Origin of the sequence: Pontibacillus chungwhensis, assembly GCF_030166655.1 — a bacterium.
Classification (GTDB): domain Bacteria; phylum Bacillota; class Bacilli; order Bacillales; family BH030062; genus Pontibacillus.
The window spans coordinates 150,963-176,294 of sequence record NZ_CP126446.1; the positions used below are offsets into that span (position 1 = coordinate 150,963).

A 25,332-nucleotide genomic window follows, 5' to 3' on the forward strand; every position below is an offset into this window, starting at 1 on the left:
GAGGGAAATCATATGTCTAAAAAATTAGAAATTACCCTCACTCGCAGTGTGATTGGCAGACCAGAACCACAGCGCTCTACTGTAAAGGCGCTTGGTCTTAAGAAAATTCGCCAAACCGTAGTTCACGAAGATACTCCAGCTGTACGTGGTATGGCGAACAAAGTATCTCACCTAGTGACGGTAAAAGAAGTATAACGATCAAATAACGTATAAGAGGAGGTGCTACAATGAAACTTCATGAACTGAAGTCAGCAGAAGGTACTCGTAAAACACGTAATCGTGTAGGCCGTGGTATGGCTACAGGTAACGGAAAAACTTCTGGACGTGGTCATAAAGGACAAAAAGCTCGTTCCGGTGGCGGTACTCGCCCAGGTTTCGAGGGAGGTCAAATGCCTCTATTCCAACGCCTACCAAAGCGTGGTTTCACAAACATTCACCGCAAAGAGTTTGCAGTTGTAAACCTTGATGCGTTGAATCGTTTTGAAGAAGGTACAGAGGTCACTCCTGAGCTTTTACTTGAAACAGGCGTGGTTAGCAAACTTAATTCTGGCATCAAAGTACTTGGTAAAGGTAACATTGAGAAGAAACTAACTGTAAAAGCTCATAAGTTCTCTGCTTCCGCGAAAGAAGCGATCGAAGCAGCGGGCGGTCAAACTGAGGTGATTTAATGTTCCGGACAATCTCCAATTTTATGCGCGTGAGTGATATACGACAAAAGATCATCTTCACTCTTTTAATGTTAGTCGTATTTCGACTTGGAACATTTATACCTGTTCCATTTACAGATAAGAACGCCATTAACTTTATGAATGAAAATAATGTTTTTGGCTTCTTAAATACGTTTGGGGGCGGAGCCCTTCAACAGTTCTCCATTTTTGCAATGGGAATCATGCCGTATATCACGGCCAGCATCATTATGCAGCTTTTGCAGATGGATGTTGTTCCTAAATTTGCAGAGTGGAAGAAACAAGGTGAAGTTGGCCGTCGTAAATTAGCTCAGTTTACCCGCTATGGAACGGTTGTTCTTGCTTTTATTCAAGCAATTGGAATGTCAGTCGGCTTTAACGCTATGACTGGCGGACAATTGATCTTAGATCCAGGCGCTATGAAGTTTGTTGTCATTGCACTTGTATTAACAAGTGGAACAACATTCTTAATGTGGCTTGGGGAGCAAATCACAGCTCATGGTGTAGGTAACGGAATTTCCATCTTAATCTTTGCAGGGATTGCAGCTGGTATTCCGGGTGGAGTAAACCAGCTTTATGAGAAATACATTGCCGGTGCAGGTGAACAGCTATTTCTCAATATCGTAATCGTAGCATTGATTGCACTAGTAACAGTTGGAATTGTCGTTGGAGTTATATTCATTCAACAAGCGTTGCGTAAAATTCCTATCCAATATGCGAAGCGATTAGTAAATCGTTCTCCAGTGGGTGGTCATTCTACGCACCTTCCGATAAAAGTAAATGCTGCAGGGGTTATCCCAGTAATCTTCGCTATCTCATTTATCGTTGCACCGCGTACAGTCGCAGGGTTCTTCGGTGATAATGAAGTAGCATCCACTATCCAGTATATCTTTGATTATCAGAACTGGACTGGAATGATTATTTATGTAGCTTTAATTATTGCCTTCACGTATTTCTACACATTCGTTCAGGTTAACCCGGAACAAATGGCAGAAAACTTGAAGAAGCAAGGTGGATATATCCCAGGAATTCGTCCTGGTAAGAACACCGAAACTTATTTGACTCGTGTACTTTACCGTTTAACATTTGTAGGATCCCTTTTCTTAGCTGTAATTGCTGTATTACCAATTATTCTAGGAAACATTGCGGGATTACCACAAAGCGTTCAAATTGGTGGTACTAGTCTACTCATCGTAGTTGGTGTTGCACTAGAAACGATGAAACAATTAGAAAGTCAATTAGTGAAACGTCACTATAAAGGCTTCATTAAATAAAAGGATTAGGTGCTAATCCACCATATGAGAGCGAGGGGAACATTTTGAACTTAATCTTAATGGGTTTACCAGGTGCTGGTAAAGGTACCCAGGCAGAGAAGATCGTTGAAAAATACCAAATCCCTCATATCTCAACAGGAGATATGTTTCGTGCTGCGATTAAAGAAGGAACAGACCTAGGTAAAGAAGCTAAGTCCTATATGGACCAAGGTGCTCTTGTGCCTGACGAAGTGACAATTGGTATTGTTCGCGAACGTCTTGGCAAAGATGATGCTAAAGAAGGCTTCTTACTAGACGGTTTCCCAAGAACAATCGCACAAGCAGAAGCGCTTGAAACAGTTCTTTCTGATTTAGGCTCTACCTTAGATTATGTTCTTCATATCGATGTAGACCAAGATCAGCTTGTCGAACGTTTGACTGGACGCAGAATTTGTCCAACATGTGGCGCCACTTATCATGTAACATTCAACCCTCCTAAAGTGGAAGGGAAATGCGATCATGATGGCAGCGAACTCATTCAGCGTGATGACGACAAGCCAGAAACCGTACGCAAGCGTGTTGAAGTAAACCTTGAAAACACTAAACCACTTTTAGACTTCTATGAAGGTAAAGGATATTTAGTTACAATCAATGGAGATCAAGAAATTGATCAAGTCTTCCATGATATTGATAACAAGCTCGGAGGCTTATCTAAATGATTATTACAAAAACGCCACGTGAATTAGATATCATGCGTGAAGCCGGCCGAATAGTCGCACTCACGCACCAGGAATTGCAAAAGCATATTGAACCTGGTATCTCTACCAAAAAACTTGATGAGATTGCAGAAGAATTCATCCTCAGTATGGATGCAATTCCTTCTTTCAAAGGTTATAATGGATTCCGTGGCAGTATTTGTGTATCTGTCAATGAAGAGCTGGTACATGGAATTCCAGGTGATCGCCAACTAAACAATGGAGATATTATCTCAATTGATATTGGCGCTAAATATAAAGGCTATCATGGAGATTCTGCCTGGACTTACCCAGTAGGGGAAATCGATGAAGCAACACAGGAACTACTTGATGTAACAGAAGAGTCCTTGTTTAAAGGTCTGGATGAAATTAAACCGGGCGTTCGCTTATCTAATATTTCTCATGCTATTCAATCATTCGTAGAACCTAAAGGTTTCTCTATTGTTAGAGAATATGTAGGCCACGGAGTTGGGCAAGAGCTTCATGAAGATCCACAAATTCCACACTACGGCCCACCTAATAAGGGGCCGCGACTTAGACCAGGAATGGTTTTAGCCGTAGAGCCAATGGTCAATGCTGGTGAACGTTATGTACGGACACTTGCTGACAACTGGACAGTAGTGACGGAAGATGGTAAGATGTGTGCCCACTTCGAGCATACTATTGCTATAACGGATGAAGGTTTTGAGATTTTAACTAAAGCCTAAGTGAAGGTGATCGTTTTTGAACGAAGCGGATTCGAGTCCACGAATAGGTCAGGTTGTTCGTGTTTTGCAAGGACGTGAGGTTGAACAATATATGATTATCATCGGATTTGTTGATGATCGTTTTGTGATGCTCGCAGACGGAGAAAAACGAAAGTACGACAGGCCGAAGAAGAAGAATATTCAACACATTGAATGTACTGAGTATGTTTCTCCTGAGGTCGAAAATAGCCTTCTAGAAACTGGTCGCGTAACGAATGGCAAACTTCGTTTTGCCTTATCAAAATTTGTAGATGAAGCAGTGACTGATTTGAAGAAGGGAGATCAACTCGATGGCGAAAGAAGATGTAATTGAAGTAGAAGGAACAATCGTTGACACATTGCCTAATGCAATGTTTAAAGTTGAGTTAGAGAACGGTCATACCGTACTCGCTCACGTTTCCGGTAAGATACGCATGCATTTCATTCGTATTCTTCCAGGAGATAAAGTGACGGTTGAACTTTCTCCATATGATTTAAGTAGAGGACGTATTACCTACCGCTATAAATAATAACGCGGGAATGCTCCGATCTAAAAGGAGGTATGGATGATGAAGGTAAGACCATCTGTAAAACCAATTTGCGAAAAATGCAAAGTTATCCGTCGTAAAGGTAAAGTAATGGTAATTTGCGATAATCCTAAGCATAAACAAAAACAAGGATAAGTACTAAAGGAGGTGCACTGCTGAATGGCACGTATTGCTGGTATTGACATTCCACGTGACAAACGTATTGTCATTTCATTAACGTATGTATACGGCATTGGACACACTACTGCTAAAAATGTTTTAGCGGAAGCTGGCGTATCTGAGGATACTCGTGTTCGTGACCTAACAGAAGATGAATTAGCTAAGATTCGTACAGCTCTTGAGAGCTACACTGTAGAAGGTGATCTTCGTCGTGAGAACTCTCTTAACGTGAAGCGCCTGATCGAAATCGGTTCCTACCGTGGAATCCGTCACCGTCGTAGTCTTCCACTTCGCGGTCAGAAAACGAAAAACAACTCTCGTACGCGTAAAGGTCCACGTCGTACAGTTGCAAACAAGAAAAAATAAGGTATAAAGGAGGTAAGCTAACCCTATGGCTCGTAAAACAAACACTCGTAAGCGCCGTGTGAAAAAGAATATTGACACGGGTGTCGCGCACATCCGTTCTACGTTTAACAACACTATCGTTACGATTACTGACGTTCAAGGTAACGCAGTATCTTGGAGTAGTGCTGGTTCTCTTGGTTTCAGAGGTTCTCGTAAATCTACTCCATTCGCTGCACAAATGGCATCTGAAGCAGCTGCAAAAGCTGGTATGGAGCACGGTTTAAAATCTGTAGAAGTAACGGTTAAAGGCCCTGGTGCTGGCCGTGAAGCTGCAATTCGTGCACTTCAAGCTACAGGACTAGAAGTTACAGCCATTGTTGATGTAACTCCAGTACCTCACAATGGTTGCCGCCCACCAAAACGTCGTCGTGTATAATTTACCTGTATAGAATTTGTCACCCTGTCTATAATGGGTTATGATAGCTAAAAAAGCAGTATAAACGTTTTTAGCCTATGATCGAATAAACTATGTATAAACGGGGACTGCCTACCTGAGGAATTTCGGTTAGACTTTGTCTAACCGGGGTTTCGACGTTTTGAAGGAGGGTTTTAATTAATGATCGAGATTGAAAAGCCAAAAATTGAACTGGTTGAGATCAGCGATGATGCAACGTTTGGTAAGTTGGTCGTCGAACCGCTTGAACGTGGATATGGTACAACACTAGGGAACTCCTTACGTCGTATTCTACTATCCTCACTTCCGGGCGCTGCAGTAACATCTGTCCAGATTGAAGGAGCACTTCATGAATTCTCAACAGTAGATGGTGTAGTCGAAGACGTAACCACTATTGTCTTAAATCTTAAGCAATTAGCTCTTAAGATTTACTCTGAAGAGACGAAAACTTTAGAGGTTGATGTTTCTGGACAGGGAAATGTAACAGCAGCTGACATCACGCATGATTCTGATGTAGAGATCTTAAACCCTGAGATCCACATTGCAACGTTACAATCAAACGCAAATCTCCGTATGAAGATTACGGCAGAAAAAGGACGCGGCTATCGTCCTGCAGAAGCAAACAAATTTGATGAACAGCCGATCGGCGTCATCCCAGTTGATTCTATCTTCACTCCAATTTCACGTGTTACCTACCAAGTGGAAAACACTCGTGTAGGCCAGGTGACAAATTTTGATAAGCTGACGTTAGACATTTGGACTGACGGAAGCATTCGACCAGAAGAAGCTGTTTCATTAGGTGCTAAAATCTACATGGAACACTTAAACATTTTCGTTGGACTCACTGATGAAGCGCAAAACGCTGAAATCATGGTTGAGAAAGAAGAAGACCAAAAAGAAAAAGTCCTTGAAATGACAATCGAAGAACTTGATTTATCCGTGCGTTCTTACAACTGCCTCAAGCGTGCAGGTATCAACACGGTTCAAGAGCTTGCACAAAAATCGGAAGAGGATATGATGAAAGTTCGTAACCTTGGACGTAAATCTCTTGAGGAAGTTAAGCATAAGCTCGAAGAACTTGGCTTAGGCTTACGTAAAGACGATTAATCATTGTCGATAGAGAGAAACTCTGCAAAGGAGGGGAACTGACATGGCTAGAAAACTAGGTCGTACAACTGACGTACGTATGGCATTGCTACGCAACTTAGCAACTGACCTAATTATTCATGAACGTATTGAAACTACTGAAGCGAAAGCGAAAGAGCTTCGTTCTGTTGTAGAGAAAATGATTACACTTGGTAAGCGTGGAGATCTTCATGCTCGTCGCCAAGCTGAATCTTTCCTATACAAAGCACAAGCTGATGAGGAGAGCGGTCAAACTGCACTTCAGAAGCTATTCACAGACATCGGTCCACGTTACGAAGACCGTCAAGGCGGTTACACTCGCATCATGAAACTTGGTGCCCGTAAAGGTGACGGTGCAAAAACTGCGATTATCGAATTAGTATAATCCTACTTGGAAAAAGGGCAGGACAGAATCTCTTTTGAGGTTATCCCAGCCCTTTTTTTATACGTTTTAAAGTTAATTCGATGTACCCCAGATTCGACAAGTTACGTAAAACCAGGGAATGATTTGTCATATTTCCGGGGAAATACGAGAGAAGAGCGGAGGAGGTAAGAGATGGAGAAGAGTTTCTTAGAATTTCAAAACGTCTCTTTCCAGTATCGAGAAGACAGCCCTATGGTTTTGAATGACGTCTCCATTCAAGTAAATCAAAATGAGTGGGTCGCTGTGATCGGCCATAATGGTTCAGGTAAGTCAACTATGGCTAAGCTTATGAACGGATTGCTCTTCCCAAATGCAGGTGAAGTGCATGTTGATGGGCTCGAGCTTTCTGAAGAGAATATTTGGGAGATTCGTCGTAAAGTAGGGATGGTATTCCAAAATCCAGATAACCAGTTTGTGGGGACTACGGTTAAGGATGATGTTGCTTTCGGGCTTGAAAACCATGGAATCCCTCGTGAGGAAATGGTGAAAAGAATTGCCCAAAGCTTAAAAGCTGTTGGGATGGAAGAGTATGAGGATCATGAACCCCATCGATTATCAGGTGGCCAGAAACAGCGTGTAGCCATTGCGAGTGTGCTGGCTGTCGCGCCTTCTATGATCATTCTTGATGAAGCAACAGCTATGTTAGATCCAAAAGGGAGAAAAGAGATTATGCATACGGTCAACCAGGTGCGACAGGAACGGGATGTTTCAATTGTAACGATTACACATGACTTAAATGAAGTAACGCTCGCTGATCGGGTTGTGGTTATGAATGATGGGGATGTTTGGTTTGAAGGGACTCCAAGGGAACTGTTTGAACATAGAGAAGACTTACAGACTATTGGTTTAGACATTCCTCTTGTGTCAAAGTTCGCTCATGAGTTACACCAGCTTGGGCTGAATATATCAAAGCAACCTCTAAATCACGAAGAATTGATGGATGAAATATGGACATTACATTCAACAACGTAAGTTATATCTATCAACCCAATAGCCCTTTTGAACATCGAGCACTTGAAAATCTCTCTTTTGAAATTTCATCTGGGTCCTTTGTGGCTGTGATTGGTCACACGGGTTCTGGTAAATCTACCCTTATTCAACATCTAAACGGATTGTTAGCTCCTACCCACGGGAGTGTGACGGTTGGTGACGTTACGTTACAAGCCGGGTCAAAACCGAAGAACTTAAAAGCCCTTAGAAAGCAAGTTGGGGTTGTGTTTCAATATCCAGAACACCAATTATTTGAAGAAACCATTGAAAAAGATATTTCTTTTGGACCGGCCAACTTCGGTGTGTCAAAAGAAGAAATCGAACAACGCGTCCAAGAAACCATTGGAGCAGTAGGATTGTCATCAGATATGTTAGAGCGTTCTCCATTCGACTTAAGCGGTGGTCAAATGCGCCGCGTCGCTATTGCGGGAGTGCTTGCAATGAATCCTCGCGTTCTGGTGTTAGATGAACCAACTGCAGGGTTAGACCCTAAAGGACAACGTGAGATTATGGATATGTTCTATCAGTTGCATCATGAGAAAGAGCTCACGACGGTTCATGTTACACACAGTATGGAGGATGCTCTTGCTTATGCTGATTACGTGATTGTGATGCACAAAGGTCAATTGTATATGCAAGGCAAACCATTAGAAGTGTTCAAAGAAAAGGACGCTTTAAATAACGTCGGACTAGACGTACCTGAGATTATAGAGTTAACAGATAAGATGAATAAACGTTTTGGTCTTTCTATTGAATATAAGAATCAAACGATTAAAGAACTGGCCGAAGAAGTTGCCCAGCACCTAAAGGGGGCGTCTCAATGAACAGTTCCATGGTTATCGGACAATATGTCCCAGGGAACTCACCTGTCCACCATATGGACCCAAGAGCTAAGATTACAATCATCTTTTTCTTTGTGATCGTCGTCTTTTTCGCTAACTCGGTGGCGAGTTATGCAGCCCTTGGATTATTTGCCCTCATTAGTGTAGCGATTACGAGGATTTCCCCGCGCTTTATTGCTAAGGGTTTGAAGCCAGTTTGGTTTTTAATCATCTTTACGTTCCTCTTACACCTCGTGGTTACGAAAGAGGGAACGGTGCTATTTTCTATATTAGGTTTTGATGTTTATTCAGGTGCACTTATACAAGGTGTTGCGATTTCGTTACGCTTTTTCTTATTAATTCTGATTACATCGTTACTGACTCTTACGACCACGCCGATTGCTATAACTGATGCTATTGAGAGTATGCTTCATCCTCTGAAAAAGGTGAAATTTCCTGTACACGAATTAGCCTTGATGATGTCTATATCTTTACGATTTATACCGACGCTTATGCAAGAGACGGAAAAGATATCAAAAGCTCAAGCCTCAAGAGGTGTTGACTTTAGAACAGGGCCGGTTAAAGAACGATTAAAAGCCATTGTCCCTTTGTTGGTCCCTCTTTTTGTAAGCGCGTTTAAGCGTGCTGAAGAATTAGCTATGGCGATGGAAGCTAGAGGATATCAAGGAGGCGAAGGTCGGACAAAGCTTCGGGAACTTGTTCTACGTAAAGTGGATTATACAGTCCTTGTTTTGTTTGCCATTGTCATCATTGCAGTATTTTTAACTAGAGCATAGAGGTGTAAGCACTATGGTTCGTGTTGCTTGTGTGGTAAGCTACGATGGTACTCATTTTTCCGGTTTTCAAGTTCAACCGAACGGGAGAACGGTTCAAGAAGTGATTGAGAGAGCGTTGAAGAAGATTCATAAGGGGGAAGAAATTCGTTTGCATCCCTCTGGTCGAACAGATGCAGGCGTGCACGCACGTGGACAAGTGCTTCATTTCGACTCCAACCTAGACAACCCTAATATGAATTGGAGAAAGGCTTTGCAGTCGTTAATGCCAGATGATGTGGTGATTCAACGAGCGGAACCGGTCTCTGATGATTTCCATTCGCGCTATAACAGTAAAAAGAAAGAATACCGGTATCGAGTATTACACCGGGACATCCCTGATGTATTCCGGAGAGGTGTAACATTTCATTACCCTTACAAGCTAAATATAGAGGCTATACAAGAGGCGTGTGCTATTGTAGAAGGGACGCATGACTTTACGTCCTTTTGTTCAAAGAAAACGACCATGAAGGGCGACTGTGTCCGTACTCTGTATTCCGTTCGCTGTGAAGTGGTGGATGACGAGCTGATCTTTACGTTTATAGGGAATGGTTTTCTTTACAATATGGTACGTATTTTGGTTGGAACATTTCTTGAGATTGGTTCCGGAAAAAAACAAGTATCAGATTTAAATAAAATTTTGGAAACAAGAGATCGAGATATGGCTGGCAAAACGGCGCCGCCACAGGGGCTGTTTCTGTGGAATGTAGATTATTTGTAAAAACAACGTCCCCAGGTGTAACATACCCTTGACATTAAATAGTAAAGTATTATAATATGATCTATGGCATTTTATTTCTATACCACGATTGGCCCCGGAATCTAATTGTGTTGAGAATAAAATATACGTTAACGAGATAACGAAAATCAGGAGGGAACTGACCATGCGCACAACTTTTATGGCAAACGAAAGCAACGTTGAACGCAAATGGTATGTTGTTGATGCTGAAGGTCAAACACTAGGTCGTTTGGCTAGTGAAATTGCAGCAATCCTTCGCGGTAAGCATAAAGCAACTTACACTCCTCACGTTGATACTGGCGACCATGTCATTATCGTAAACGCTGAGAAGATCGAACTTACAGGTAAAAAACTGACGGACAAGATGTACTACCGTCACACAAATTATGTTGGTGGACTTAAAGAGCGTAACGCTTTAGAAATGCGTACGAACTATCCACAACAAATGATCGAGCTAGCCGTTAAAGGTATGTTACCTAACGGAAGCCTAGGACGCAAAATGGGCAAAAAGCTACATGTTTATGCAGGTCCTGAACACAAGCATCAAGCACAAAAACCAGAAGCATATGAGCTTCGCGGTTAATTAATAAGGAGGTTGACTACAGATGGCACAAGTACAATACTACGGTACCGGACGTCGTAAAACTTCTGTAGCGCGTGTACGTTTAGTTCCAGGTACAGGCCGTATCGTGATTAACAAACGTGACTCAGAAGATTATTTCCCATATGAAACGCTACGTGTGATCACTAAACAACCTTTAGCTGTGACTGAAAACGAAGGCAACTATGACGTTTATGTAAACGTTGATGGTGGTGGCTTCACAGGTCAAGCTGGTGCAATCCGTCACGGAATTGCACGCGCGTTGTTAGAAGCAGATCCAGAATACCGTACGACTCTTAAGCGTGCAGGTCTACTTACACGTGACCCTCGTAAGAAAGAGCGTAAGAAATACGGTCTTAAAGCTGCTCGTCGTGCTCCACAATTCTCAAAACGTTAATTTTATATTTACGTTTTCCAAAACCCTGGTCTTTACGACCAGGGTTTTTTTGTATTGATTTACTTTATTATAGGAAAGCAGCGGTTGCCCTTGAAGTAGCGTAATTTTTCCAGTCAAGGGAAGTGTTATAGTCCAGAATGATTGAGGCTGATACCGAATACACTAATAAGCAATATGGAGGTGATTCGGTATGTCGGTTGTATCTATTGATCGGCTCCGTTTAAATAAACAGTTAGCTTTTGAACGTAACTTGTTACGTGAATTGACCTTTACTGAGGTTCAAAATGATGTTTCTAGACGATTCCAGCGTTTCTTTCATTCCTTTCAGGTTTATGAGTCAGCCATCAAAGAAGAAGCGGTTGAGCAAGCTATGGAGGCTTATTTACTAGGGGCTGAGGCCAGCCAATTCCTCCTCATGGGGGAAAGTATAGATGCGATTGAGAAGCGTTATAAGGTGGAGCTTGGGACGATTGCACTCGATTTCTTTGATTATCTGGAATACTGGCAGCAAGCTTCTGGTGTAAATGGGTGGTTTGCTGTAAAAGCGGAAAAGAGCTGTGAAGATTTCGTTGATACCTGGTGGAAGATTGGTTTAGAAAGAGGAGAACGGCGCAGGCGACTGAAGCTCGATTAGAGGGTCATATTCCCCTCACTTGTCCCATATATTGAGAAGTAGCTAGGACGAGGAGGAGACAAGGATGGGAAAAGCTTTTAAAATTTCTAGTTGGTTGATTGGTTTAGTGGTTCTCATAGTTCTTTTACGTTATCCAATTGAAACGAATGATTCTTGGCAAACATGGTCCCTTCCCCTCGCTGGTAAGGTTGTGGTGATCGATCCAGGGCATGGTGGTGTCGATGGCGGGGCGGTAGGGAGTGATCAAACACTTGAGAAAGAAATTACGCTTGAAGTCTCTAAAAAACTACGGGATTACTTGCAGCAAGCGGGAGCACTTGTTTATATGACTAGGGAAAAGGATATGGATCTTGCTGATGAAGACGAGAAAATTATATCTAAACGTAAGTCACAGGATTTAAGAAGGCGCGTGGAGTTTATTAATGAGAAAGAAGCGGATTTTTATGTAAGTGTTCATCTGAATGCTATTCCTTCTCCTAAGTGGCATGGGGCACAGTCTTTTTACAATGCCTCTTCACCAGAAAGTGAGCAGCTTGCAAAGTTTATTCAAAGTGAAATAAAGAGGAACCTTGAAAATACGAATCGGAGTGCATTAGCGATCAGCAATATGTATTTACTACGTAGTACAGAGGCTCCGGGGGCTCTTGTTGAAATTGGCTTTTTATCAAATATTCATGAGCGGGACTTGTTAAAGACAGATGAGTATCAAAATAAGGTGGCGGCTTCCGTTTATGAAGGGGTCTTACGTTACGTCACAGAAGAGGAAGCACCTGAGTAACCTTACTGAAAATTTCTAATTATCAAGCACTGTCATCCGTGATTTCTGCCTTTTTATGTTATACTACAACTTAGACATTATAGAAGGTTGGTGACAGAATATGATAACACAAGAACAAGTGGTGGATCTGCTACATCCTTTGCATGATCCTCATTTACATAGAACATTAGAAGAAACAGGCGGTATTGAAGAAATTAAAATTAAAGAAGAAAAGAATCATGTAAGCGTCAAGATTGCTATCGCGCAGCCTAATACAGCTGAACAGATGCAATTTCAACAAGAAATTGTAAACGTTTTAAAAGGGGCTGGTGTTGCAACGGTAGGTTTACGATTCAATCAGTTATCTGATGAAGTGATTGAGCAATATGCTGTAGCTAGTAATGAGAGTGAGTCATTACTTGAAGGAAATACAGGGACGACCTTTATTGGTATTGCAAGTGGTAAAGGGGGCGTAGGGAAATCAACGGTTACTGTGAACCTTGCGACTTCTTTAGCGCGTCTTGGTAAAAAGGTTGGAATTATTGATGCTGATATTTACGGGTTCAGCGTTCCCGATATGATGGGGATTGAAGAGCGCCCGGTAGTAAGAGGAGAGCAAATTATTCCTGTTGAGCGGTTTGGAGTCAAAGTGATTTCCATGGGCTTTTTTGTTGAGGACAACTCTCCAATTATTTGGAGAGGTCCAATGTTAGGGAAAATGCTGACGAGCTTCTTTAAAGAGGTAGAGTGGGGCGACTTAGATTACCTACTTATAGATCTTCCGCCAGGGACAGGGGATGTTGCGTTAGACCTTCATTCAATGTTGCCATCTTGTAAAGAAGTCATCGTTACAACTCCACACCCAACGGCAGCTTTTGTTGCAGCACGTGCGGGTCAGATGGCCATCAAGACAGAACATGAGATTTTAGGGGTTATTGAGAATATGGCCTATTTCCAGAGTGCTCTTACTGGTCAAAAAGAGTTTGTTTTCGGTCAAGGGGGAGGACCTAAGCTAGCTGAACAGCTACAGACGGAAGTACTTGGACAACTTCCTCTTCAACAGCCATATGAGGAAGAAGATATCTTTGCCCCTGGTGTTTACCAAGCGGATCATCCAACGGGTAAGATCTTTTTATCAATAGCAAATAAGATGATTAAAAAGATGGAAGCTTAATGCATAAAAAGGGTGCCTCGAAAGGGCACCCTTTTTATTTCTATCACTGCGATTCAATCCAGCTTATACGTTGCTAAACGGACGCTTATGCTTTAGACCTTACTCATTTCCTCCGGAGGATTGTTGATCTTGCTTTGATCCGCTACTTCCGCTGGAGCTTTTTTCACCTTGCGAGCCGCCTTCTTGGGATTGTCCTCCTGATTTCATTTCTTCAGCAGCTTTTAGGACAATTTCGCTCATCTTGGCTTTAAACATAGGGGTTTCCATTGTCTCCTGAATCGTCTTTTCTAAGTGTTCACGGAATTGCTGGCTTTTCATAACAGTCAGCATTTGTTTCTCCATATCCGGATTTTGGAGTAGCTCTAACATGCTTTTTTGGTACTGTGAGTCTTTCATAAGGGACTTCATGATTTTCTTTTGTTCTTCTGAGAGGGACTCAGCGAATTTCTTCGAGAATTGGGGATTTTGGAACAATTCTTCCCAGAACTTTTTTCCCTTATCTGAAGTAATGGTATCTTCGATGCTTGTTTTTACAACATCGGATTCCAGAACGACTTGCTGTTTCATTTCTTTATCAGATAATACTTCTGTAATGGCTTTTTTGCCATCATCGGTCTTTAATATATCTACAACCATTTTCTTGGTTTTATCATAATCGGCTTGTTCTCCACCAGATGAGGAGTTGCCTGAACAAGCTGTCAGTACGGCCATTAGTGCGAGTAGGATTGCTATGCTCTTCATCCTAATCATGAGAACGCTCCTTTCAATCACCTTACATATACTTAATATGAGATAATTGAAAGAAAATATACACACGTTTTAGCGTGAAAACGCTTGTTTTTATGGTAAAATACCATAGGATTGATTTACGGAAAAAAATAGGGGGATAAAACGTGACAAGTCGTAAATGGGTGAATTTGTTTCTAACGACTTTATTATGGGGAGGGGTTATCACCCTTGTCGTTAGTTTCTTTGTACAAAGTGAACATTATGCAACAGCACTTAACCCTTTTAGTATATGGGAAGTCATTATTTTAACGCTTATGTATCTTGGATTAGGGTTTATTTTTAGCGTAATTAGCCAGATGGCGTTTTTTGCATACCTGACCGTTCATCAGTTCGGATTAGGGATGTTTCGTAAGCTATGGGGACCCATACAGGTCGTCTTGATTGCTTTTACTTTATTTGATTTAGTTTATTTCCGTTACAAGAGCGTTTCCGGGGAAGCGGGTCTTGCTACATTCTTTGTGTTGCCTGCTGCTTTACTCTTGTTCGGTTGGGCAGTCGCTTATGTGAAATCAAGAGAGACGAATGCCAAAGCATTTTTACCGGCCTTGTTCTTTATGGTCGTTATCACTTCCGTGGAACTCGTTCCTGCCTTTCAAGCAGATGATCCTGATTGGGTCATGCTTATGCTGCCTGCTGTCTTATTCTGTAACACCTATCAGTTATTAATTCTTCACAGGATCAATGAAGGACAATCGAAAGAAGAAGCGATTCCTGAGGCTGGATCGACTAAACCACCTCAAAAAAAGAAAAAAAAGAGAAAGAAAAAAAGCAAACGTTAGGAGCGTTTGCTTTTTTATTTGATAGAACTGGACTTTGCGTCTGTCTTAGAGATCATTTCAGATATTGATACAAATTCGTATCCTTTTTGTTTTAATCCCGGGAGGACCGTCTTAAGTGCTTCGTTAGTTTGCTTAACAGAATCGGAGGCATGAAGGACGATAATGTCCCCTCCCTGTGTTTCCTTCATGATTTCATCGACAATCGTTTGAGTACCAGGGTTCTTATAATCTTCAGGATTAATGCTCCACTGCACTACTTTAAAGCCAAGATCTTCTGCGAGGGTTAATACCTCTTTATTAAAGTGCCCGCTAGGAGGGCGTAAGAGGTTCACCTCTTCATATCCTAATTTCTTAAAGGTTTCTTTAGCATATAGTAAATCTTTCTTAACTTGGGTAATATCTTGTTTTAAGTAACTCTTATACCGATATCCCATCATTCCTAGATCATGTTTGTTCTCTGTAATTTCTTTAAGAATATCTGGGTGTTTCTCAGCCCATTCCCCGCTCACAAAGAATGTAGCCTTCACGTCATTTTTCTTAAGTGATTCCAAGATCGGGTATACTTCCTCTTGGCCCCAGCTGATATTAAACGTAATGGCTACATCCTTACTTTTCGAGCTGCTACTAATAAGTGCTCTTGGTCCTTTGTCAGTCGAGAAAACAGAAAAGGCATTATCTCGTTCCACCCACAAAAAGATTGCGCAGAATAAAGCTGCAACAATAACTAAGCCCCATTTCTTTATGCGGTTCCCGTTCCAAGCATAAAAGTGTTCCATCTCACACCTCTCCTTATCTTTCGGAAATCCCTGCTTAGTACAACTTATGAGTGTAGGGGACAAATATGAACAAGCATCTAAATCATTTCATAAATTGGATATAAATGGACATGATAGGGAGGAACATATCAAAAAGAGGTGAGTACATGCTAGGACTTTTATTAAGGGATATGGAACGAAAAGAGATCGAGTATTTACTGAAGCGAGAGATGGATGAACTTTTAATGGATTTAGAAGATCATCGCATTGATCATGTAGTAAAAAGGGCTATGGAAGAGCGCTATAAAATTTTGTACCAATTATTCACCCGATTAGCCACTAAACATGACTGTATACGGTATGTACTGCCAAAGCGAAAACACAAATAAGTGAACTCTCCCTTATGTATGATACAATATTTATGAAATCGCTTTTACATAGGGGTGAGGGAAATGAAAGAAATAAAAGCTATTATATTTGATTTAGATGGTGTCATTACAGATACAGCTGAATACCACTATTTAGCCTGGAAACAACTCGCTGATGACCTGGGCATTCCCTTTGATCGAATCTTTAACGAACGTTTAAAAGGAGTTAGCCGCATGGACTCCTTACAAATGATTTTAGATCACGGTGGGATTGTGCTTGCTGAAGAGGAAATCGAAGCGCTGGCTCATAAGAAAAACGAACACTATAAAACGTTTATCGGAAAAATTACCCCAGATGATCTTCTTCCGGGTATATTACCATTTTTAACACAGGTAAGAGCTGCGGGTATCCCAACAGCTTTAGCATCTGCCAGCAAAAATGCTCGTCCCGTCATTCGTCAACTTCGCATTGAAAGCTATTTAGATACTGTTGTCGATGCAGCTTCTGTTGAAAGAGGAAAGCCTGATCCGGAGATTTTCTTAAAAGCTGCCCAGCAATTAAATGTAAACCCAGAACAATGTGTGGGGATAGAAGACGCTGAAGCGGGAGTGAAGTCAATAAAGACAGCAGGCATGTTTGCAGTTGGTGTAGGGACAAAAACCGCTATGGCTGAAGCGGACTGGATTATAGATCATCCATCACAGCTTACATTAGAGGCACTTAAAAGCCATTATAAGTAGGGATGAAAATCCTTCTGAAGATTTTTTAGAAGGATTTTTTAATTTTTTTTGAAAAACACTTGCCAAATAGTTTTATACCATGGTAAGATATTTTTTGTTGTCAGCGAGATAAACACTTCAAAAAAGTTAACAGCAAAAACAAATCAACTTTTTTCGAAAAAGTGATTGACGGAAACGAGATAAAATGTTATATTAGTTTTTGTCGCTGAAACACAGCGAAACAATTTGATCCTTGAAAACTGAACGAAACAACATGTAACGTCAATGTCTTTAAATTGATTTTTAAAGCCAGTAATCATTTATTTTGATGCTAGGCAGACTCACATTTTATGGAGAGTTTGATCTTGGCTCAGGACGAACGCTGGCGGCGTGCCTAATACATGCAAGTCGAGCGCGTGAATCAACATGATCCCTTCGGGGTGATTGTTGTGGATCGAGCGGCGGACGGGTGAGTAACACGTGGGCAACCTACCCATGAGATCGGGATAACTCCGGGAAACCGGAGCTAATACCGAATAACCCAGTGAACTGCATGGTTCACTGGTAAAAGGCGGTTTCGGCCGTCACTCATGGATGGGCCCGCGGCGCATTAGCTAGTTGGTAAGGTAACGGCTTACCAAGGCAACGATGCGTAGCCGACCTGAGAGGGTGATCGGCCACACTGGGACTGAGACACGGCCCAGACTCCTACGGGAGGCAGCAGTAGGGAATCTTCCGCAATGGACGAAAGTCTGACGGAGCAACGCCGCGTGAACGATGAAGGTCTTCGGATCGTAAAGTTCTGTTGTTGGGGAAGAACAAGTGCCAGAGGAAATGCTGGTACCTTGACGGTACCCAACCAGAAAGCCACGGCTAACTACGTGCCAGCAGCCGCGGTAATACGTAGGTGGCAAGCGTTGTCCGGAATTATTGGGCGTAAAGCGCGCGCAGGCGGTTCCTTAAGTCTGATGTGAAAGCCCACAGCTCAACTGTGGAGGGCCATTGGAAACTGGGGAACTTGAGTACAGAAGAGGAGAGTGGAATTCCACGTGTAGCGGTGAAATGCGTAGAGATGTGGAGGAACACCAGTGGCGAAGGCGACTCTCTGGTCTGTAACTGACGCTGAGGCGCGAAAGCGTGGGTAGCAAACAGGATTAGATACCCTGGTAGTCCACGCCGTAAACGTTGAGTGCTAGGTGTTAGGGGGTTTCCGCCCCTTAGTGCTGAAGTTAACGCATTAAGCACTCCGCCTGGGGAGTACGGCCGCAAGGCTGAAACTCAAAAGAATTGACGGGGGCCCGCACAAGCGGTGGAGCATGTGGTTTAATTCGAAGCAACGCGAAGAACCTTACCAGGTCTTGACATCTTGCGCTATCCCTAGAGATAGGGAGTTCCCTTCGGGGACGCAATGACAGGTGGTGCATGGTTGTCGTCAGCTCGTGTCGTGAGATGTTGGGTTAAGTCCCGCAACGAGCGCAACCCCTAATCTTAGTTGCCAGCATTCAGTTGGGCACTCTAAGGTGACTGCCGGTGACAAACCGGAGGAAGGCGGGGATGACGTCAAATCATCATGCCCCTTATGACCTGGGCTACACACGTGCTACAATGGATGGTACAGAGGGCCGCGAGACCGCGAGGTCAAGCAAATCTCAAAAAACCATTCTCAGTTCGGATTGCAGGCTGCAACTCGCCTGTATGAAGCCGGAATCGCTAGTAATCGCAGGTCAGCATACTGCGGTGAATACGTTCCCGGGCCTTGTACACACCGCCCGTCACACCACGAGAGTTGGCAACACCCGAAGTCGGTGAGGTAACCTTTTTGGAGCCAGCCGCCGAAGGTGGGGCCAATGATTGGGGTGAAGTCGTAACAAGGTAGCCGTATCGGAAGGTGCGGCTGGATCACCTCCTTTCTAAGGATATTACGGAACTAGCGAGTCCTTCGGGACTTGCTAGCAGGCACACATCGTGCCATTAAACCATTGACCATGTTTGTTTCGTTCGGTTTTGAAAGATTAATTCTTCAATTGTATAAGGAATGGGCCTGTAGCTCAGCTGGTTAGAGCGCACGCCTGATAAGCGTGAGGTCGGTGGTTCAAGTCCACTCAGGCCCACCATTCCTATTTCTATTTAAAACATGGGGCCTTAGCTCAGCTGGGAGAGCGCCTGCTTTGCACGCAGGAGGTCAGCGGTTCGATCCCGCTAGGCTCCACCATTTTTTAAACAGTACCTTGAAAACTAGATAAGAATTAGACATCAAACCAACGTTAGATTTAACGTAAGCATCATTATGATGCGTCTTTTCACATCTTTATTAGATAGTTAAGTGAATAAGGGCGCACGGTGGATGCCTTGGCACTAGGAGCCGATGAAGGACGGGACTAACACCGATATGCTTCGGGGAGCCGTAAGTAGGCTATGATCCGGAGATTTCCGAATGGGGAAACCCACTACCCGTAATGGGGTAGGATCCTTAACTGAATTCATAGGTTAAGGAAGGTAGACTCGGGGAACTGAAACATCTCAGTACCCGAAGGAAGAGAAAGCAAACGCGATTTCCTGAGTAGCGGCGAGCGAAACGGAAACAGCCCAAACCAGAGAGCTTGCTCTCTGGGGTTGTAGGACGCTCCATTGGAGTTACCAAGAAACAAGATAGATGAATGATCTGGAACGGTCAGCCGAAGAAGGTAACGGCCCTGTAGTCAAAATCTTGTTTCCTCCGGAGCGGATCCTGAGTACGGCGGAACACGAGGAATTCCGTCGGAATCCGGGAGGACCATCTCCCAAGGCTAAATACTCCCTAGTGACCGATAGTGAACCAGTACCGTGAGGGAAAGGTGAAAAGCACCCCGGGAGGGGAGTGAAATAGAACCTGAAACCGTGTGCCTACAAGTAGTTGGAGCCCGTTAATGGGTGACAGCGTACCTTTTGTAGAATGGACCGGCGAGTTACGATCCCATGCAAGGTTAAGATGAAAAATCGGAGCCGCAGCGAAAGCGAGTCTGAATAGGGCGAAATAGTATGTGGTCGTAGACCCGAAACCGTGTGATCTACCCATGTCCAGGGTGAAGGCCAGGTAACACTGGCTGGAGGCCCGAACCCACGCACGTTGAAAAGTGCGGGGATGAGGTGTGGGTAGCGGTGAAATGCCAATCGAACACGGAGATAGCTGGTTCTCTCCGAAATAGCTTTAGGGCTAGCCTCAAGGTAAGAGTCTTGGAGGTAGAGCACTGATTGGACTAGGGGCCCTCATCGGGTTACCGAATTCAGTCAAACTCCGAATGCCAACGACTCATCCTTGGGAGTCAGACTGCGAGTGATAAGGTCCGTAGTCGAGAGGGGAACAGCCCAGACCACCAGCTAAGGTCCCTAAGTTTATGTTAAGTGGAAAAGGATGTGGAGTTGCTCAGACAACCAGGATGTTGGCTTAGAAGCAGCCATCATTTAAAGAGTGCGTAATAGCTCACTGGTCGAGTGACTCTGCGCCGAAAATGTACCGGGGCTAAACATAACACCGAAGCTGTGGATTGTTCTTACGAACAATGGTAGGAGAGCGTTCTAAGTGCTGTGAAGTCAGACCGTAAGGACTGGTGGAGCGCTTAGAAGTGAGAATGCCGGTATGAGTAGCGAAAGAAGAGTGAGAATCTCTTCCACCGTAAGTCTAAGGTTTCCTGAGGAAGGCTCGTCCGCTCAGGGTTAGTCGGGACCTAAGCCGAGGCCGAAAGGCGTAGGCGATGGATAACAGGTTGATATTCCTGTACCACCTCCTTTCCGTTTGAACAACGGGGGGACGCAGTAGGATAGGGAATCCGCTCCACTGGATGTGAGCGGCCAAGCAGTGAGTGAGATGCATAGGCAAATCCGTGCATCAATCACAAGCTGTGATGGGGAGGGAACTATAGTACCGAAGTTCCTGATTTCACACTGCCAAGAAAAGCCTCTAGTGAGGAAAGAGGTGCCCGTACCGCAAACCGACACAGGTAGACGAGGAGAGTATCCTAAGGTGATCGGGAGAACTCTTGTTAAGGAACTCGGCAAAATGACCCCGTAACTTCGGGAGAAGGGGTGCTCCTTCATAGGAGGAGCCGCAGTGAAAAGGCCCAATCGACTGTTTAGCAAAAACACAGGTCTCTGCGAAACCGAAAGGTGAAGTATAGGGGCTGACACCTGCCCGGTGCTGGAAGGTTAAGGGGATGAGTTAGCATTAGCGAAGCTTTGAACCGAAGCCCCAGTAAACGGCGGCCGTAACTATAACGGTCCTAAGGTAGCGAAATTCCTTGTCGGGTAAGTTCCGACCCGCACGAAAGGTGCAACGAATTGGGCACTGTCTCAACAAGAGACCCGGTGAAATTATACTATGCGTGAAGATGCGCATTACCCGCGACAGGACGGAAAGACCCCGTGGAGCTTTACTGTAGCCTGATATTGAATGTTGGTACAGCTTGTACAGGATAGGTGGGAGCCGTCGATGCCGGAGCGCTAGCTTCGGTGGAGGCATCCGTGGGATACCACCCTGGCTGTATTGACATTCTAACCCAGGACCGTGATCCGGTCCGGAGACAGTGTCAGGTGGGCAGTTTGACTGGGGCGGTCGCCTCCCAAAGAGTAACGGAGGCGCCCAAAGGTTCCCTCAGAATGGTTGGAAATCATTCGCAGAGTGCAAAGGCACAAGGGAGCTTGACTGCGAGACCTACAAGTCGAGCAGGGACGAAAGTCGGGCTTAGTGATCCGGCGGTGCCGTATGGAAGGGCCGTCGCTCAACGGATAAAAGCTACCCCGGGGATAACAGGCTTATCTCCCCCAAGAGTCCACATCGACGGGGAGGTTTGGCACCTCGATGTCGGCTCATCGCATCCTGGGGCTGTAGTCGGTCCCAAGGGTTGGGCTGTTCGCCCATTAAAGCGGTACGCGAGCTGGGTTCAGAACGTCGTGAGACAGTTCGGTCCCTATCCGTCGTGGGCGTTGGAAATTTGAGAAGAGCTGTCCTTAGTACGAGAGGACCGGGATGGACGCACCGCTGGTGCACCAGTTGTTCCGCCAGGAGCATAGCTGGGTAGCTACGTGCGGAAGGGATAAGTGCTGAAAGCATCTAAGCATGAAGCCCACTTCGAGATGAGATTTCCCATCACTTCGAGTGAGTAAGATTCCTTGTAGACGACAAGGTTGATAGGTCGGAGGTGGAAGCGTGGTGACACGTGCAGCTGACCGATACTAATAAATCGAGGACTTATCTAACTAAAGTGAAATGGTTATGTCGTAATTCTTATCTAGTTTTGAAGGTACTCCTTCAACAAAACAATAGTATGGCGGTTTTGGCGAAGAGGTCACACCTGTTCCCATGCCGAACACAGAAGTTAAGCTCTTCAGCGCCGATGGTAGTCGGGGTTTCACCCCCGCAAGAGTAGGACGCCGCCATGCTTTGTTATCTTATAAAGCTATCCAAGAGACTTCTTCTAGGACAGATGGATTTGACAATATTCCAACGTAGCTCAGTGGTAGAGCTATCGGCTGTTAACCGATCGGTCGCAGGTTCGAATCCTGCCGTTGGAGCCATTTTGCTTCCATAGCTCAGTCGGTAGAGCACTTCCATGGTAAGGAAGAGGTCGCCGGTTCAAGTCCGGCTGGAAGCTCTCTGTAAGGAAATGTTTGAATTGGCCCGTTGGTCAAGTGGTTAAGACACCGCCCTTTCACGGCGGTAACACGGGTTCGAATCCCGTACGGGTCACCACTTAATATATGGAGGATTAGCTCAGCTGGGAGAGCACCTGCCTTACAAGCAGGGGGTCGGTGGTTCGAGCCCGCCATCCTCCACCATTTATTTTTTCTGCCGACCTAGCTCAATCTGGCAGAGCAACTGACTTGTAATCAGTAGGTTGGGGGTTCGAGTCCCTCGGTCGGCACCAGCAAGTTATGTTCTAAAAAATAAATAACCCTTGCATATTAAATTGCATATGTGGTATACTATTCTTTGTGTTTGGAGGGGTAGCGAAGTTGGCCAAACGCGGCGGACTGTAAATCCGCTCCCTCTGGGTTCGCAGGTTCGAGTCCTGCCCCCTCCACCATTTTTGGCCCATAGCCAAGCGGTAAGGCAACGGTTTTTGGTACCGTCATGCGCTGGTTCGAATCCAGCTGGGCCAGCCATTTTAAAAAAGAGCCATTAGCTCAGTTGGTAGAGCATCTGACTTTTAATCAGAGGGTCGGAGGTTCGAATCCTCCATGGCTCACCATTTTCACATTAACTTTGTTGATGTGTTTTTCGTTTGCGGAAGTAGTTCAGCGGTAGAACACCACCTTGCCAAGGTGGGGGTCGCGGGTTCGAATCCCGTCTTCCGCTCCATATAAACGGGGCCTTAGCTCAGCTGGGAGAGCGCCTGCTTTGCACGCAGGAGGTCAGCGGTTCGATCCCGCTAGGCTCCATCACAACCCTTAAGTCTTGATGACTTAAGGGTTTTTTATTTGTCTTAGTTTAGGTTAACAAAGCATGCTGGCTAATTATAAGAAAATTCGATAAAAACGGCTTTATTTTCGTATATATATACAGATTTATGTCCAGTTGAGTCATTGTCTGAACTGTGTCTACAATAGATGTAGAGTCAAAGGAGGATGATGGGACAATGAATCGTAAATTATCAATTATAGGGGCACCAATGGATTTAGGACAAAATCGCAGAGGGGTAGATATGGGACCTAGTGCTCTACGCTACGCGGGAGTAATTGAACGATTAGAGCGTTTAGAATATGATATCGAAGATCTGGGAGATGTGCATATCCCTCGGCCCAACCGAAAAGAAGTTCAAGAAGATCATCTAAGGAATTTAAAAGAGGTTGCTGAAGGAAATACCAACCTTGCTGAAGCGGTAGATCAGGTAGTAACCGAAGGTCGATTCCCGTTAATTATTGGAGGAGATCATAGTATTGCGATTGGGTCTTTGGCTGGTATTGCAAAACATTATGACAATCTTGGTGTAATTTGGTATGATGCTCATGGGGATTTAAATACAGGGGATACATCCCCTTCAGGAAATATTCATGGTATGCCATTAGCTGTAAGCTTAGGGATTGGTCATGAACGTTTAACGGGTATCCATGGATACACGCCAAAAATTAAACCTGAGAATATCGTTATTATAGGAGCACGCTCTCTTGACGAGGGTGAAAAGCAATTAATTAAAGAAAAGGGAATAAGGGTATATACCATGCATGAGATTGATCGTATGGGAATGCCGGGAGTGATTCAGGAATCAGTGGAGTACTTGAAGGATCGTACTGATGGAGTTCATCTAAGTTTAGATCTGGACGGATTGGATCCTAATGAAGCACCGGGAGTAGGGACACCTGTAATGGGTGGAATGAGCTATAGAGAAAGCCACTTAGCAATGGAAATGTTTGCAGAAGCTAACTTTATTACTTCAGCGGAATTCGTTGAGGTGAATCCGATATTGGATGAGAAGAATAAAACGGCGACTGTTGCAGTCGGTTTGATGGGTTCGTTATTCGGAGAGAATTTAAAATAGAACGATAGAAAAGTGAGCGAAACAGCAGCTTATTCTCATAAGTTGCTGTTTCCGTTATTTATTTTTTCTTGCTTCATATTCATTAAGTAAACCATCTAACCGGGAGCTTGCTTCAATGACCTCTTGAGATGATAAAGGTAAGCTTGAGCTTAGCTGAATCATTTCATTTCTACACATTTCAATCTCATTTAACAATTCTTTCAACATTCTATTTCCTCCTTACTATAACCTAAGTACTATACTATAGTTGTATATATCCTATTTATATAAAGTTAAACCTCTCATTTTAAAAAAATGCAAATGTATAACTTTTGTACATATAATTTCTTTTTTATTTTTTTAATTGATTTTGAAACCTGGTCGTAGGTTTATTCGTATGTAGAATGACCGCAGATCTAGCGGAGGTATAGTACATGGAGATATTTATTAAACAAAAGATTAAAAAAGTAAAAAAAGGTGATCACTCAGCCTTTGAAGATGTAGTGACGTTTTACCAAAATAAAGTTTACCAAATATGTTACCGGATGCTTGGGAATGCTCATGAAGCAGAAGATATTGCTCAAGAAGCTTTTATACGAGCCTATACGAACATCCACTCTTTTGATGAGAACCGAAAGTTTTCTACTTGGTTATATCGGATTGCGACCAATTTATCCATTGATCGAATACGAAAGAAGAAACCAGACTACTTTCTGGATGCTGAGGTGAAGGGTACTGAAGGCTTAAACATGTACTCGCAAATTTCAGCTGACGAAGCGCTGCCAGAAGAAGAGGTGGAAAGCTTAGAGTTGCAGGAATATATTCATCATGAAATTCTTCAACTTCCTGCTAAGTATCGTTCTGTTATCGTCCTTCGATATATAGATGAGCTTTCATTACAAGAGATTAGTGACATTTTGGACATTCCGGTCGGAACTGTAAAAACGAGAGTTCACCGAGGACGCGAAGCGCTTCGTAAGAAACTTCGTCACGTGTAAAGGAGTGATGGGA

29 protein-coding genes, 12 tRNA genes and 3 rRNA genes are annotated in these 25,332 nt (G+C 43.7%); 41 read left to right on the forward strand and 3 right to left on the reverse strand.

From position 1 onward, the window contains the following. Positions 1 to 12: 12 nt before the first annotated feature. The 21 genes from rpmD (at position 13) to QNI29_RS00920 (ending at position 13,420) form a co-directional block, all read left to right on the forward strand. The gene (gene rpmD, locus QNI29_RS00820; RefSeq protein WP_231419819.1) at positions 13 to 195 is read left to right on the forward strand and encodes a 50S ribosomal protein L30; all 183 of its coding nucleotides are present in this window, start codon (positions 13 to 15) and stop codon (positions 193 to 195) included. Between the two features lie 32 nt (positions 196 to 227). Further along, complete coding sequence (gene rplO / locus QNI29_RS00825) at positions 228 to 668, forward strand: 50S ribosomal protein L15 (RefSeq protein WP_231419818.1); 441 nt, start codon at positions 228 to 230, stop codon at positions 666 to 668. Then, the gene (secY, locus tag QNI29_RS00830) at positions 668 to 1,960 is read left to right on the forward strand and encodes a preprotein translocase subunit SecY (RefSeq protein WP_231419817.1); all 1,293 of its coding nucleotides are present in this window, start codon (positions 668 to 670) and stop codon (positions 1,958 to 1,960) included. Before rplO ends, secY begins: the two co-directional genes overlap by 1 nt. Before the next feature lie 44 nt (positions 1,961 to 2,004). Continuing rightward, the gene (locus tag QNI29_RS00835) at positions 2,005 to 2,658 is read left to right on the forward strand and encodes an adenylate kinase (RefSeq protein WP_231419816.1); all 654 of its coding nucleotides are present in this window, start codon (positions 2,005 to 2,007) and stop codon (positions 2,656 to 2,658) included. Continuing rightward, a complete protein-coding gene (gene map / locus QNI29_RS00840; protein WP_231419815.1) occupies positions 2,655 to 3,401 on the forward strand; it encodes a type I methionyl aminopeptidase in 747 nt (248 codons plus the stop codon). The genes QNI29_RS00835 and map overlap by 4 nt, the downstream gene beginning before the upstream one ends. Positions 3,402 to 3,417: 16 nt before the next feature. Further along, positions 3,418 to 3,753: a KOW domain-containing RNA-binding protein gene (locus tag QNI29_RS00845; RefSeq protein WP_036787722.1), complete on the forward strand. Its 336-nt coding sequence runs from the start codon at positions 3,418 to 3,420 to the stop codon at positions 3,751 to 3,753. After that, on the forward strand, positions 3,731 to 3,949 hold the full coding sequence (gene infA, locus QNI29_RS00850) for a translation initiation factor IF-1 (RefSeq protein WP_036787719.1): 219 nt from the start codon (positions 3,731 to 3,733) through the stop codon (positions 3,947 to 3,949). The genes QNI29_RS00845 and infA overlap by 23 nt, the downstream gene beginning before the upstream one ends. Positions 3,950 to 3,988: 39 nt before the next feature. Beyond that, positions 3,989 to 4,102 (forward strand): 50S ribosomal protein L36, encoded by a 114-nt coding sequence (rpmJ, locus tag QNI29_RS00855; protein ID WP_036787716.1) that lies wholly within the window; start codon positions 3,989 to 3,991, stop codon positions 4,100 to 4,102. Positions 4,103 to 4,126: 24 nt separating this feature from the next. Continuing rightward, entirely contained in the window at positions 4,127 to 4,492 is a 366-nt protein-coding gene (rpsM, locus tag QNI29_RS00860) for a 30S ribosomal protein S13 (protein ID WP_231419814.1), read from the forward strand. A gap of 25 nt (positions 4,493 to 4,517) precedes the next feature. Further along, the gene (gene rpsK / locus QNI29_RS00865; protein WP_231419813.1) at positions 4,518 to 4,907 is read left to right on the forward strand and encodes a 30S ribosomal protein S11; all 390 of its coding nucleotides are present in this window, start codon (positions 4,518 to 4,520) and stop codon (positions 4,905 to 4,907) included. A gap of 180 nt (positions 4,908 to 5,087) precedes the next feature. Then, complete coding sequence (locus QNI29_RS00870; RefSeq protein ID WP_231419812.1) at positions 5,088 to 6,032, forward strand: DNA-directed RNA polymerase subunit alpha; 945 nt, start codon at positions 5,088 to 5,090, stop codon at positions 6,030 to 6,032. A gap of 43 nt (positions 6,033 to 6,075) precedes the next feature. After that, positions 6,076 to 6,435 (forward strand): 50S ribosomal protein L17, encoded by a 360-nt coding sequence (gene rplQ, locus QNI29_RS00875; RefSeq protein ID WP_231419811.1) that lies wholly within the window; start codon positions 6,076 to 6,078, stop codon positions 6,433 to 6,435. A 171-nt stretch (positions 6,436 to 6,606) separates the two neighbouring features. Next, positions 6,607 to 7,446 (forward strand): energy-coupling factor ABC transporter ATP-binding protein, encoded by an 840-nt coding sequence (locus QNI29_RS00880; protein ID WP_231419810.1) that lies wholly within the window; start codon positions 6,607 to 6,609, stop codon positions 7,444 to 7,446. After that, positions 7,422 to 8,288: an energy-coupling factor ABC transporter ATP-binding protein gene (locus QNI29_RS00885; protein WP_231419809.1), complete on the forward strand. Its 867-nt coding sequence runs from the start codon at positions 7,422 to 7,424 to the stop codon at positions 8,286 to 8,288. Before QNI29_RS00880 ends, QNI29_RS00885 begins: the two co-directional genes overlap by 25 nt. Continuing rightward, positions 8,285 to 9,082: an energy-coupling factor transporter transmembrane component T family protein gene (locus QNI29_RS00890; RefSeq protein ID WP_231419808.1), complete on the forward strand. Its 798-nt coding sequence runs from the start codon at positions 8,285 to 8,287 to the stop codon at positions 9,080 to 9,082. Before QNI29_RS00885 ends, QNI29_RS00890 begins: the two co-directional genes overlap by 4 nt. Positions 9,083 to 9,095: 13 nt before the next feature. After that, the gene (truA, locus tag QNI29_RS00895) at positions 9,096 to 9,839 is read left to right on the forward strand and encodes a tRNA pseudouridine(38-40) synthase TruA (RefSeq protein WP_231419807.1); all 744 of its coding nucleotides are present in this window, start codon (positions 9,096 to 9,098) and stop codon (positions 9,837 to 9,839) included. A gap of 163 nt (positions 9,840 to 10,002) precedes the next feature. After that, positions 10,003 to 10,440 carry a 50S ribosomal protein L13 gene (gene rplM / locus QNI29_RS00900; RefSeq protein ID WP_231419806.1) on the forward strand — a complete coding sequence of 146 codons (438 nt, stop codon included), beginning with the start codon at positions 10,003 to 10,005 and terminating at the stop codon, positions 10,438 to 10,440. A gap of 22 nt (positions 10,441 to 10,462) precedes the next feature. Next, positions 10,463 to 10,855 carry a 30S ribosomal protein S9 gene (gene rpsI / locus QNI29_RS00905; protein ID WP_231419805.1) on the forward strand — a complete coding sequence of 131 codons (393 nt, stop codon included), beginning with the start codon at positions 10,463 to 10,465 and terminating at the stop codon, positions 10,853 to 10,855. Between the two features lie 190 nt (positions 10,856 to 11,045). Then, positions 11,046 to 11,489: a DUF2521 family protein gene (locus QNI29_RS00910; RefSeq protein WP_231419804.1), complete on the forward strand. Its 444-nt coding sequence runs from the start codon at positions 11,046 to 11,048 to the stop codon at positions 11,487 to 11,489. Between the two features lie 64 nt (positions 11,490 to 11,553). Further along, positions 11,554 to 12,267, forward strand: coding sequence for an N-acetylmuramoyl-L-alanine amidase CwlD (cwlD, locus tag QNI29_RS00915; protein ID WP_231419803.1), 714 nt, complete (start codon positions 11,554 to 11,556; stop codon positions 12,265 to 12,267). A gap of 100 nt (positions 12,268 to 12,367) precedes the next feature. Beyond that, a complete protein-coding gene (locus QNI29_RS00920; protein WP_231419802.1) occupies positions 12,368 to 13,420 on the forward strand; it encodes an Mrp/NBP35 family ATP-binding protein in 1,053 nt (350 codons plus the stop codon). 99 nt (positions 13,421 to 13,519) lie between these two features. On the opposite strand, the gene gerD is transcribed toward QNI29_RS00920, so the two are convergent. Then, on the reverse strand, positions 13,520 to 14,161 hold the full coding sequence (gene gerD, locus QNI29_RS00925; protein ID WP_354665918.1) for a spore germination lipoprotein GerD: 642 nt from the start codon (positions 14,159 to 14,161) through the stop codon (positions 13,520 to 13,522). Positions 14,162 to 14,313: 152 nt separating this feature from the next. Here gerD and QNI29_RS00930 point away from each other — a divergent pair, with 152 nt between their 5' ends. Further along, a complete protein-coding gene (locus QNI29_RS00930; RefSeq protein ID WP_231419800.1) occupies positions 14,314 to 14,988 on the forward strand; it encodes a KinB-signaling pathway activation protein in 675 nt (224 codons plus the stop codon). A gap of 14 nt (positions 14,989 to 15,002) precedes the next feature. Here the strand turns inward: QNI29_RS00930 and pdaB are convergent, their stop codons facing one another. Continuing rightward, a complete protein-coding gene (gene pdaB / locus QNI29_RS00935) occupies positions 15,003 to 15,764 on the reverse strand; it encodes a polysaccharide deacetylase family sporulation protein PdaB (RefSeq protein WP_231419799.1) in 762 nt (253 codons plus the stop codon). Between the two features lie 146 nt (positions 15,765 to 15,910). Here pdaB and QNI29_RS00940 point away from each other — a divergent pair, with 146 nt between their 5' ends. The 18 genes from QNI29_RS00940 to rocF all read left to right on the forward strand — a co-directional run bounded on the left by QNI29_RS00940 (position 15,911) and on the right by rocF (position 24,342). Further along, positions 15,911 to 16,132 (forward strand): hypothetical protein, encoded by a 222-nt coding sequence (locus tag QNI29_RS00940; protein ID WP_231419798.1) that lies wholly within the window; start codon positions 15,911 to 15,913, stop codon positions 16,130 to 16,132. Positions 16,133 to 16,195: 63 nt separating this feature from the next. Then, on the forward strand, positions 16,196 to 16,852 hold the full coding sequence (pgmB, locus tag QNI29_RS00945) for a beta-phosphoglucomutase (RefSeq protein WP_231419797.1): 657 nt from the start codon (positions 16,196 to 16,198) through the stop codon (positions 16,850 to 16,852). A gap of 326 nt (positions 16,853 to 17,178) precedes the next feature. Then, positions 17,179 to 18,741: ribosomal RNA gene (locus tag QNI29_RS00950) — 16S ribosomal RNA — on the forward strand. A gap of 127 nt (positions 18,742 to 18,868) precedes the next feature. Then, a tRNA-Ile gene (locus QNI29_RS00955) sits at positions 18,869 to 18,945 on the forward strand. A gap of 22 nt (positions 18,946 to 18,967) precedes the next feature. Next, positions 18,968 to 19,043 (forward strand) — tRNA-Ala (locus QNI29_RS00960). 105 nt (positions 19,044 to 19,148) lie between these two features. Next, positions 19,149 to 22,063 (forward strand): 23S ribosomal RNA (locus QNI29_RS00965). Between the two features lie 67 nt (positions 22,064 to 22,130). Beyond that, positions 22,131 to 22,246: ribosomal RNA gene (gene rrf, locus QNI29_RS00970) — 5S ribosomal RNA — on the forward strand. The 16S, 23S and 5S rRNA genes sit together here with 12 tRNA genes alongside, the layout of an rRNA operon. 60 nt (positions 22,247 to 22,306) lie before the next feature. Beyond that, a tRNA-Asn gene (locus QNI29_RS00975) sits at positions 22,307 to 22,381 on the forward strand. Between the two features lie 4 nt (positions 22,382 to 22,385). Continuing rightward, positions 22,386 to 22,458, forward strand: a tRNA-Thr gene (locus QNI29_RS00980). A gap of 23 nt (positions 22,459 to 22,481) precedes the next feature. After that, positions 22,482 to 22,556: transfer RNA gene (locus QNI29_RS00985), tRNA-Glu, on the forward strand. Between the two features lie 10 nt (positions 22,557 to 22,566). Next, positions 22,567 to 22,642 (forward strand) — tRNA-Val (locus QNI29_RS00990). 12 nt (positions 22,643 to 22,654) lie between these two features. Then, a tRNA-Thr gene (locus QNI29_RS00995) sits at positions 22,655 to 22,731 on the forward strand. Between the two features lie 73 nt (positions 22,732 to 22,804). Further along, positions 22,805 to 22,890, forward strand: a tRNA-Tyr gene (locus QNI29_RS01000). 4 nt (positions 22,891 to 22,894) lie between these two features. Next, a tRNA-Gln gene (locus tag QNI29_RS01005) sits at positions 22,895 to 22,969 on the forward strand. A gap of 10 nt (positions 22,970 to 22,979) precedes the next feature. Beyond that, positions 22,980 to 23,055 (forward strand) — tRNA-Lys (locus tag QNI29_RS01010). A 35-nt stretch (positions 23,056 to 23,090) separates the two neighbouring features. Next, positions 23,091 to 23,165 (forward strand) — tRNA-Gly (locus QNI29_RS01015). Positions 23,166 to 23,172: 7 nt separating this feature from the next. Further along, positions 23,173 to 23,245, forward strand: a tRNA-Ala gene (locus QNI29_RS01020). Between the two features lie 197 nt (positions 23,246 to 23,442). Further along, on the forward strand, positions 23,443 to 24,342 hold the full coding sequence (rocF, locus tag QNI29_RS01025) for an arginase (protein ID WP_231419567.1): 900 nt from the start codon (positions 23,443 to 23,445) through the stop codon (positions 24,340 to 24,342). Positions 24,343 to 24,396: 54 nt separating this feature from the next. Here the strand turns inward: rocF and QNI29_RS01030 are convergent, their stop codons facing one another. After that, positions 24,397 to 24,549, reverse strand: coding sequence for an aspartyl-phosphate phosphatase Spo0E family protein (locus tag QNI29_RS01030; protein ID WP_231419568.1), 153 nt, complete (start codon positions 24,547 to 24,549; stop codon positions 24,397 to 24,399). A gap of 206 nt (positions 24,550 to 24,755) precedes the next feature. Here QNI29_RS01030 and sigW point away from each other — a divergent pair, with 206 nt between their 5' ends. Further along, a complete protein-coding gene (sigW, locus tag QNI29_RS01035; RefSeq protein WP_231419569.1) occupies positions 24,756 to 25,319 on the forward strand; it encodes an RNA polymerase sigma factor SigW in 564 nt (187 codons plus the stop codon). Positions 25,320 to 25,332 lie beyond the last annotated feature (13 nt).

Coding starts and splice junctions, on each gene's coding strand:
- gerD (WP_354665918.1), bottom strand. CDS start 14,161: ATGAAGAGCATAGCAATCCTACTCGCACTAATGGCCGTACTGACAGCT.
- QNI29_RS00910 (WP_231419804.1), top strand. CDS start 11,046: ATGTCGGTTGTATCTATTGATCGGCTCCGTTTAAATAAACAGTTAGCT.
- sigW (WP_231419569.1), top strand. CDS start 24,756: ATGGAGATATTTATTAAACAAAAGATTAAAAAAGTAAAAAAAGGTGAT.
- QNI29_RS00885 (WP_231419809.1), top strand. CDS start 7,422: ATGGACATTACATTCAACAACGTAAGTTATATCTATCAACCCAATAGC.
- rpmD (WP_231419819.1), top strand. CDS start 13: ATGTCTAAAAAATTAGAAATTACCCTCACTCGCAGTGTGATTGGCAGA.
- QNI29_RS00870 (WP_231419812.1), top strand. CDS start 5,088: ATGATCGAGATTGAAAAGCCAAAAATTGAACTGGTTGAGATCAGCGAT.
- rpsM (WP_231419814.1), top strand. CDS start 4,127: ATGGCACGTATTGCTGGTATTGACATTCCACGTGACAAACGTATTGTC.
- QNI29_RS00940 (WP_231419798.1), top strand. CDS start 15,911: ATGCTAGGACTTTTATTAAGGGATATGGAACGAAAAGAGATCGAGTAT.
- QNI29_RS00890 (WP_231419808.1), top strand. CDS start 8,285: ATGAACAGTTCCATGGTTATCGGACAATATGTCCCAGGGAACTCACCT.
- QNI29_RS00880 (WP_231419810.1), top strand. CDS start 6,607: ATGGAGAAGAGTTTCTTAGAATTTCAAAACGTCTCTTTCCAGTATCGA.
- cwlD (WP_231419803.1), top strand. CDS start 11,554: ATGGGAAAAGCTTTTAAAATTTCTAGTTGGTTGATTGGTTTAGTGGTT.
- secY (WP_231419817.1), top strand. CDS start 668: ATGTTCCGGACAATCTCCAATTTTATGCGCGTGAGTGATATACGACAA.
- rpsI (WP_231419805.1), top strand. CDS start 10,463: ATGGCACAAGTACAATACTACGGTACCGGACGTCGTAAAACTTCTGTA.
- rplQ (WP_231419811.1), top strand. CDS start 6,076: ATGGCTAGAAAACTAGGTCGTACAACTGACGTACGTATGGCATTGCTA.
- rplM (WP_231419806.1), top strand. CDS start 10,003: ATGCGCACAACTTTTATGGCAAACGAAAGCAACGTTGAACGCAAATGG.
- rplO (WP_231419818.1), top strand. CDS start 228: ATGAAACTTCATGAACTGAAGTCAGCAGAAGGTACTCGTAAAACACGT.
- QNI29_RS00920 (WP_231419802.1), top strand. CDS start 12,368: ATGATAACACAAGAACAAGTGGTGGATCTGCTACATCCTTTGCATGAT.
- map (WP_231419815.1), top strand. CDS start 2,655: ATGATTATTACAAAAACGCCACGTGAATTAGATATCATGCGTGAAGCC.
- infA (WP_036787719.1), top strand. CDS start 3,731: ATGGCGAAAGAAGATGTAATTGAAGTAGAAGGAACAATCGTTGACACA.
- rpsK (WP_231419813.1), top strand. CDS start 4,518: ATGGCTCGTAAAACAAACACTCGTAAGCGCCGTGTGAAAAAGAATATT.
- truA (WP_231419807.1), top strand. CDS start 9,096: ATGGTTCGTGTTGCTTGTGTGGTAAGCTACGATGGTACTCATTTTTCC.
- rocF (WP_231419567.1), top strand. CDS start 23,443: ATGAATCGTAAATTATCAATTATAGGGGCACCAATGGATTTAGGACAA.
- pdaB (WP_231419799.1), bottom strand. CDS start 15,764: ATGGAACACTTTTATGCTTGGAACGGGAACCGCATAAAGAAATGGGGC.
- pgmB (WP_231419797.1), top strand. CDS start 16,196: ATGAAAGAAATAAAAGCTATTATATTTGATTTAGATGGTGTCATTACA.
- rpmJ (WP_036787716.1), top strand. CDS start 3,989: ATGAAGGTAAGACCATCTGTAAAACCAATTTGCGAAAAATGCAAAGTT.
- QNI29_RS01030 (WP_231419568.1), bottom strand. CDS start 24,549: ATGTTGAAAGAATTGTTAAATGAGATTGAAATGTGTAGAAATGAAATG.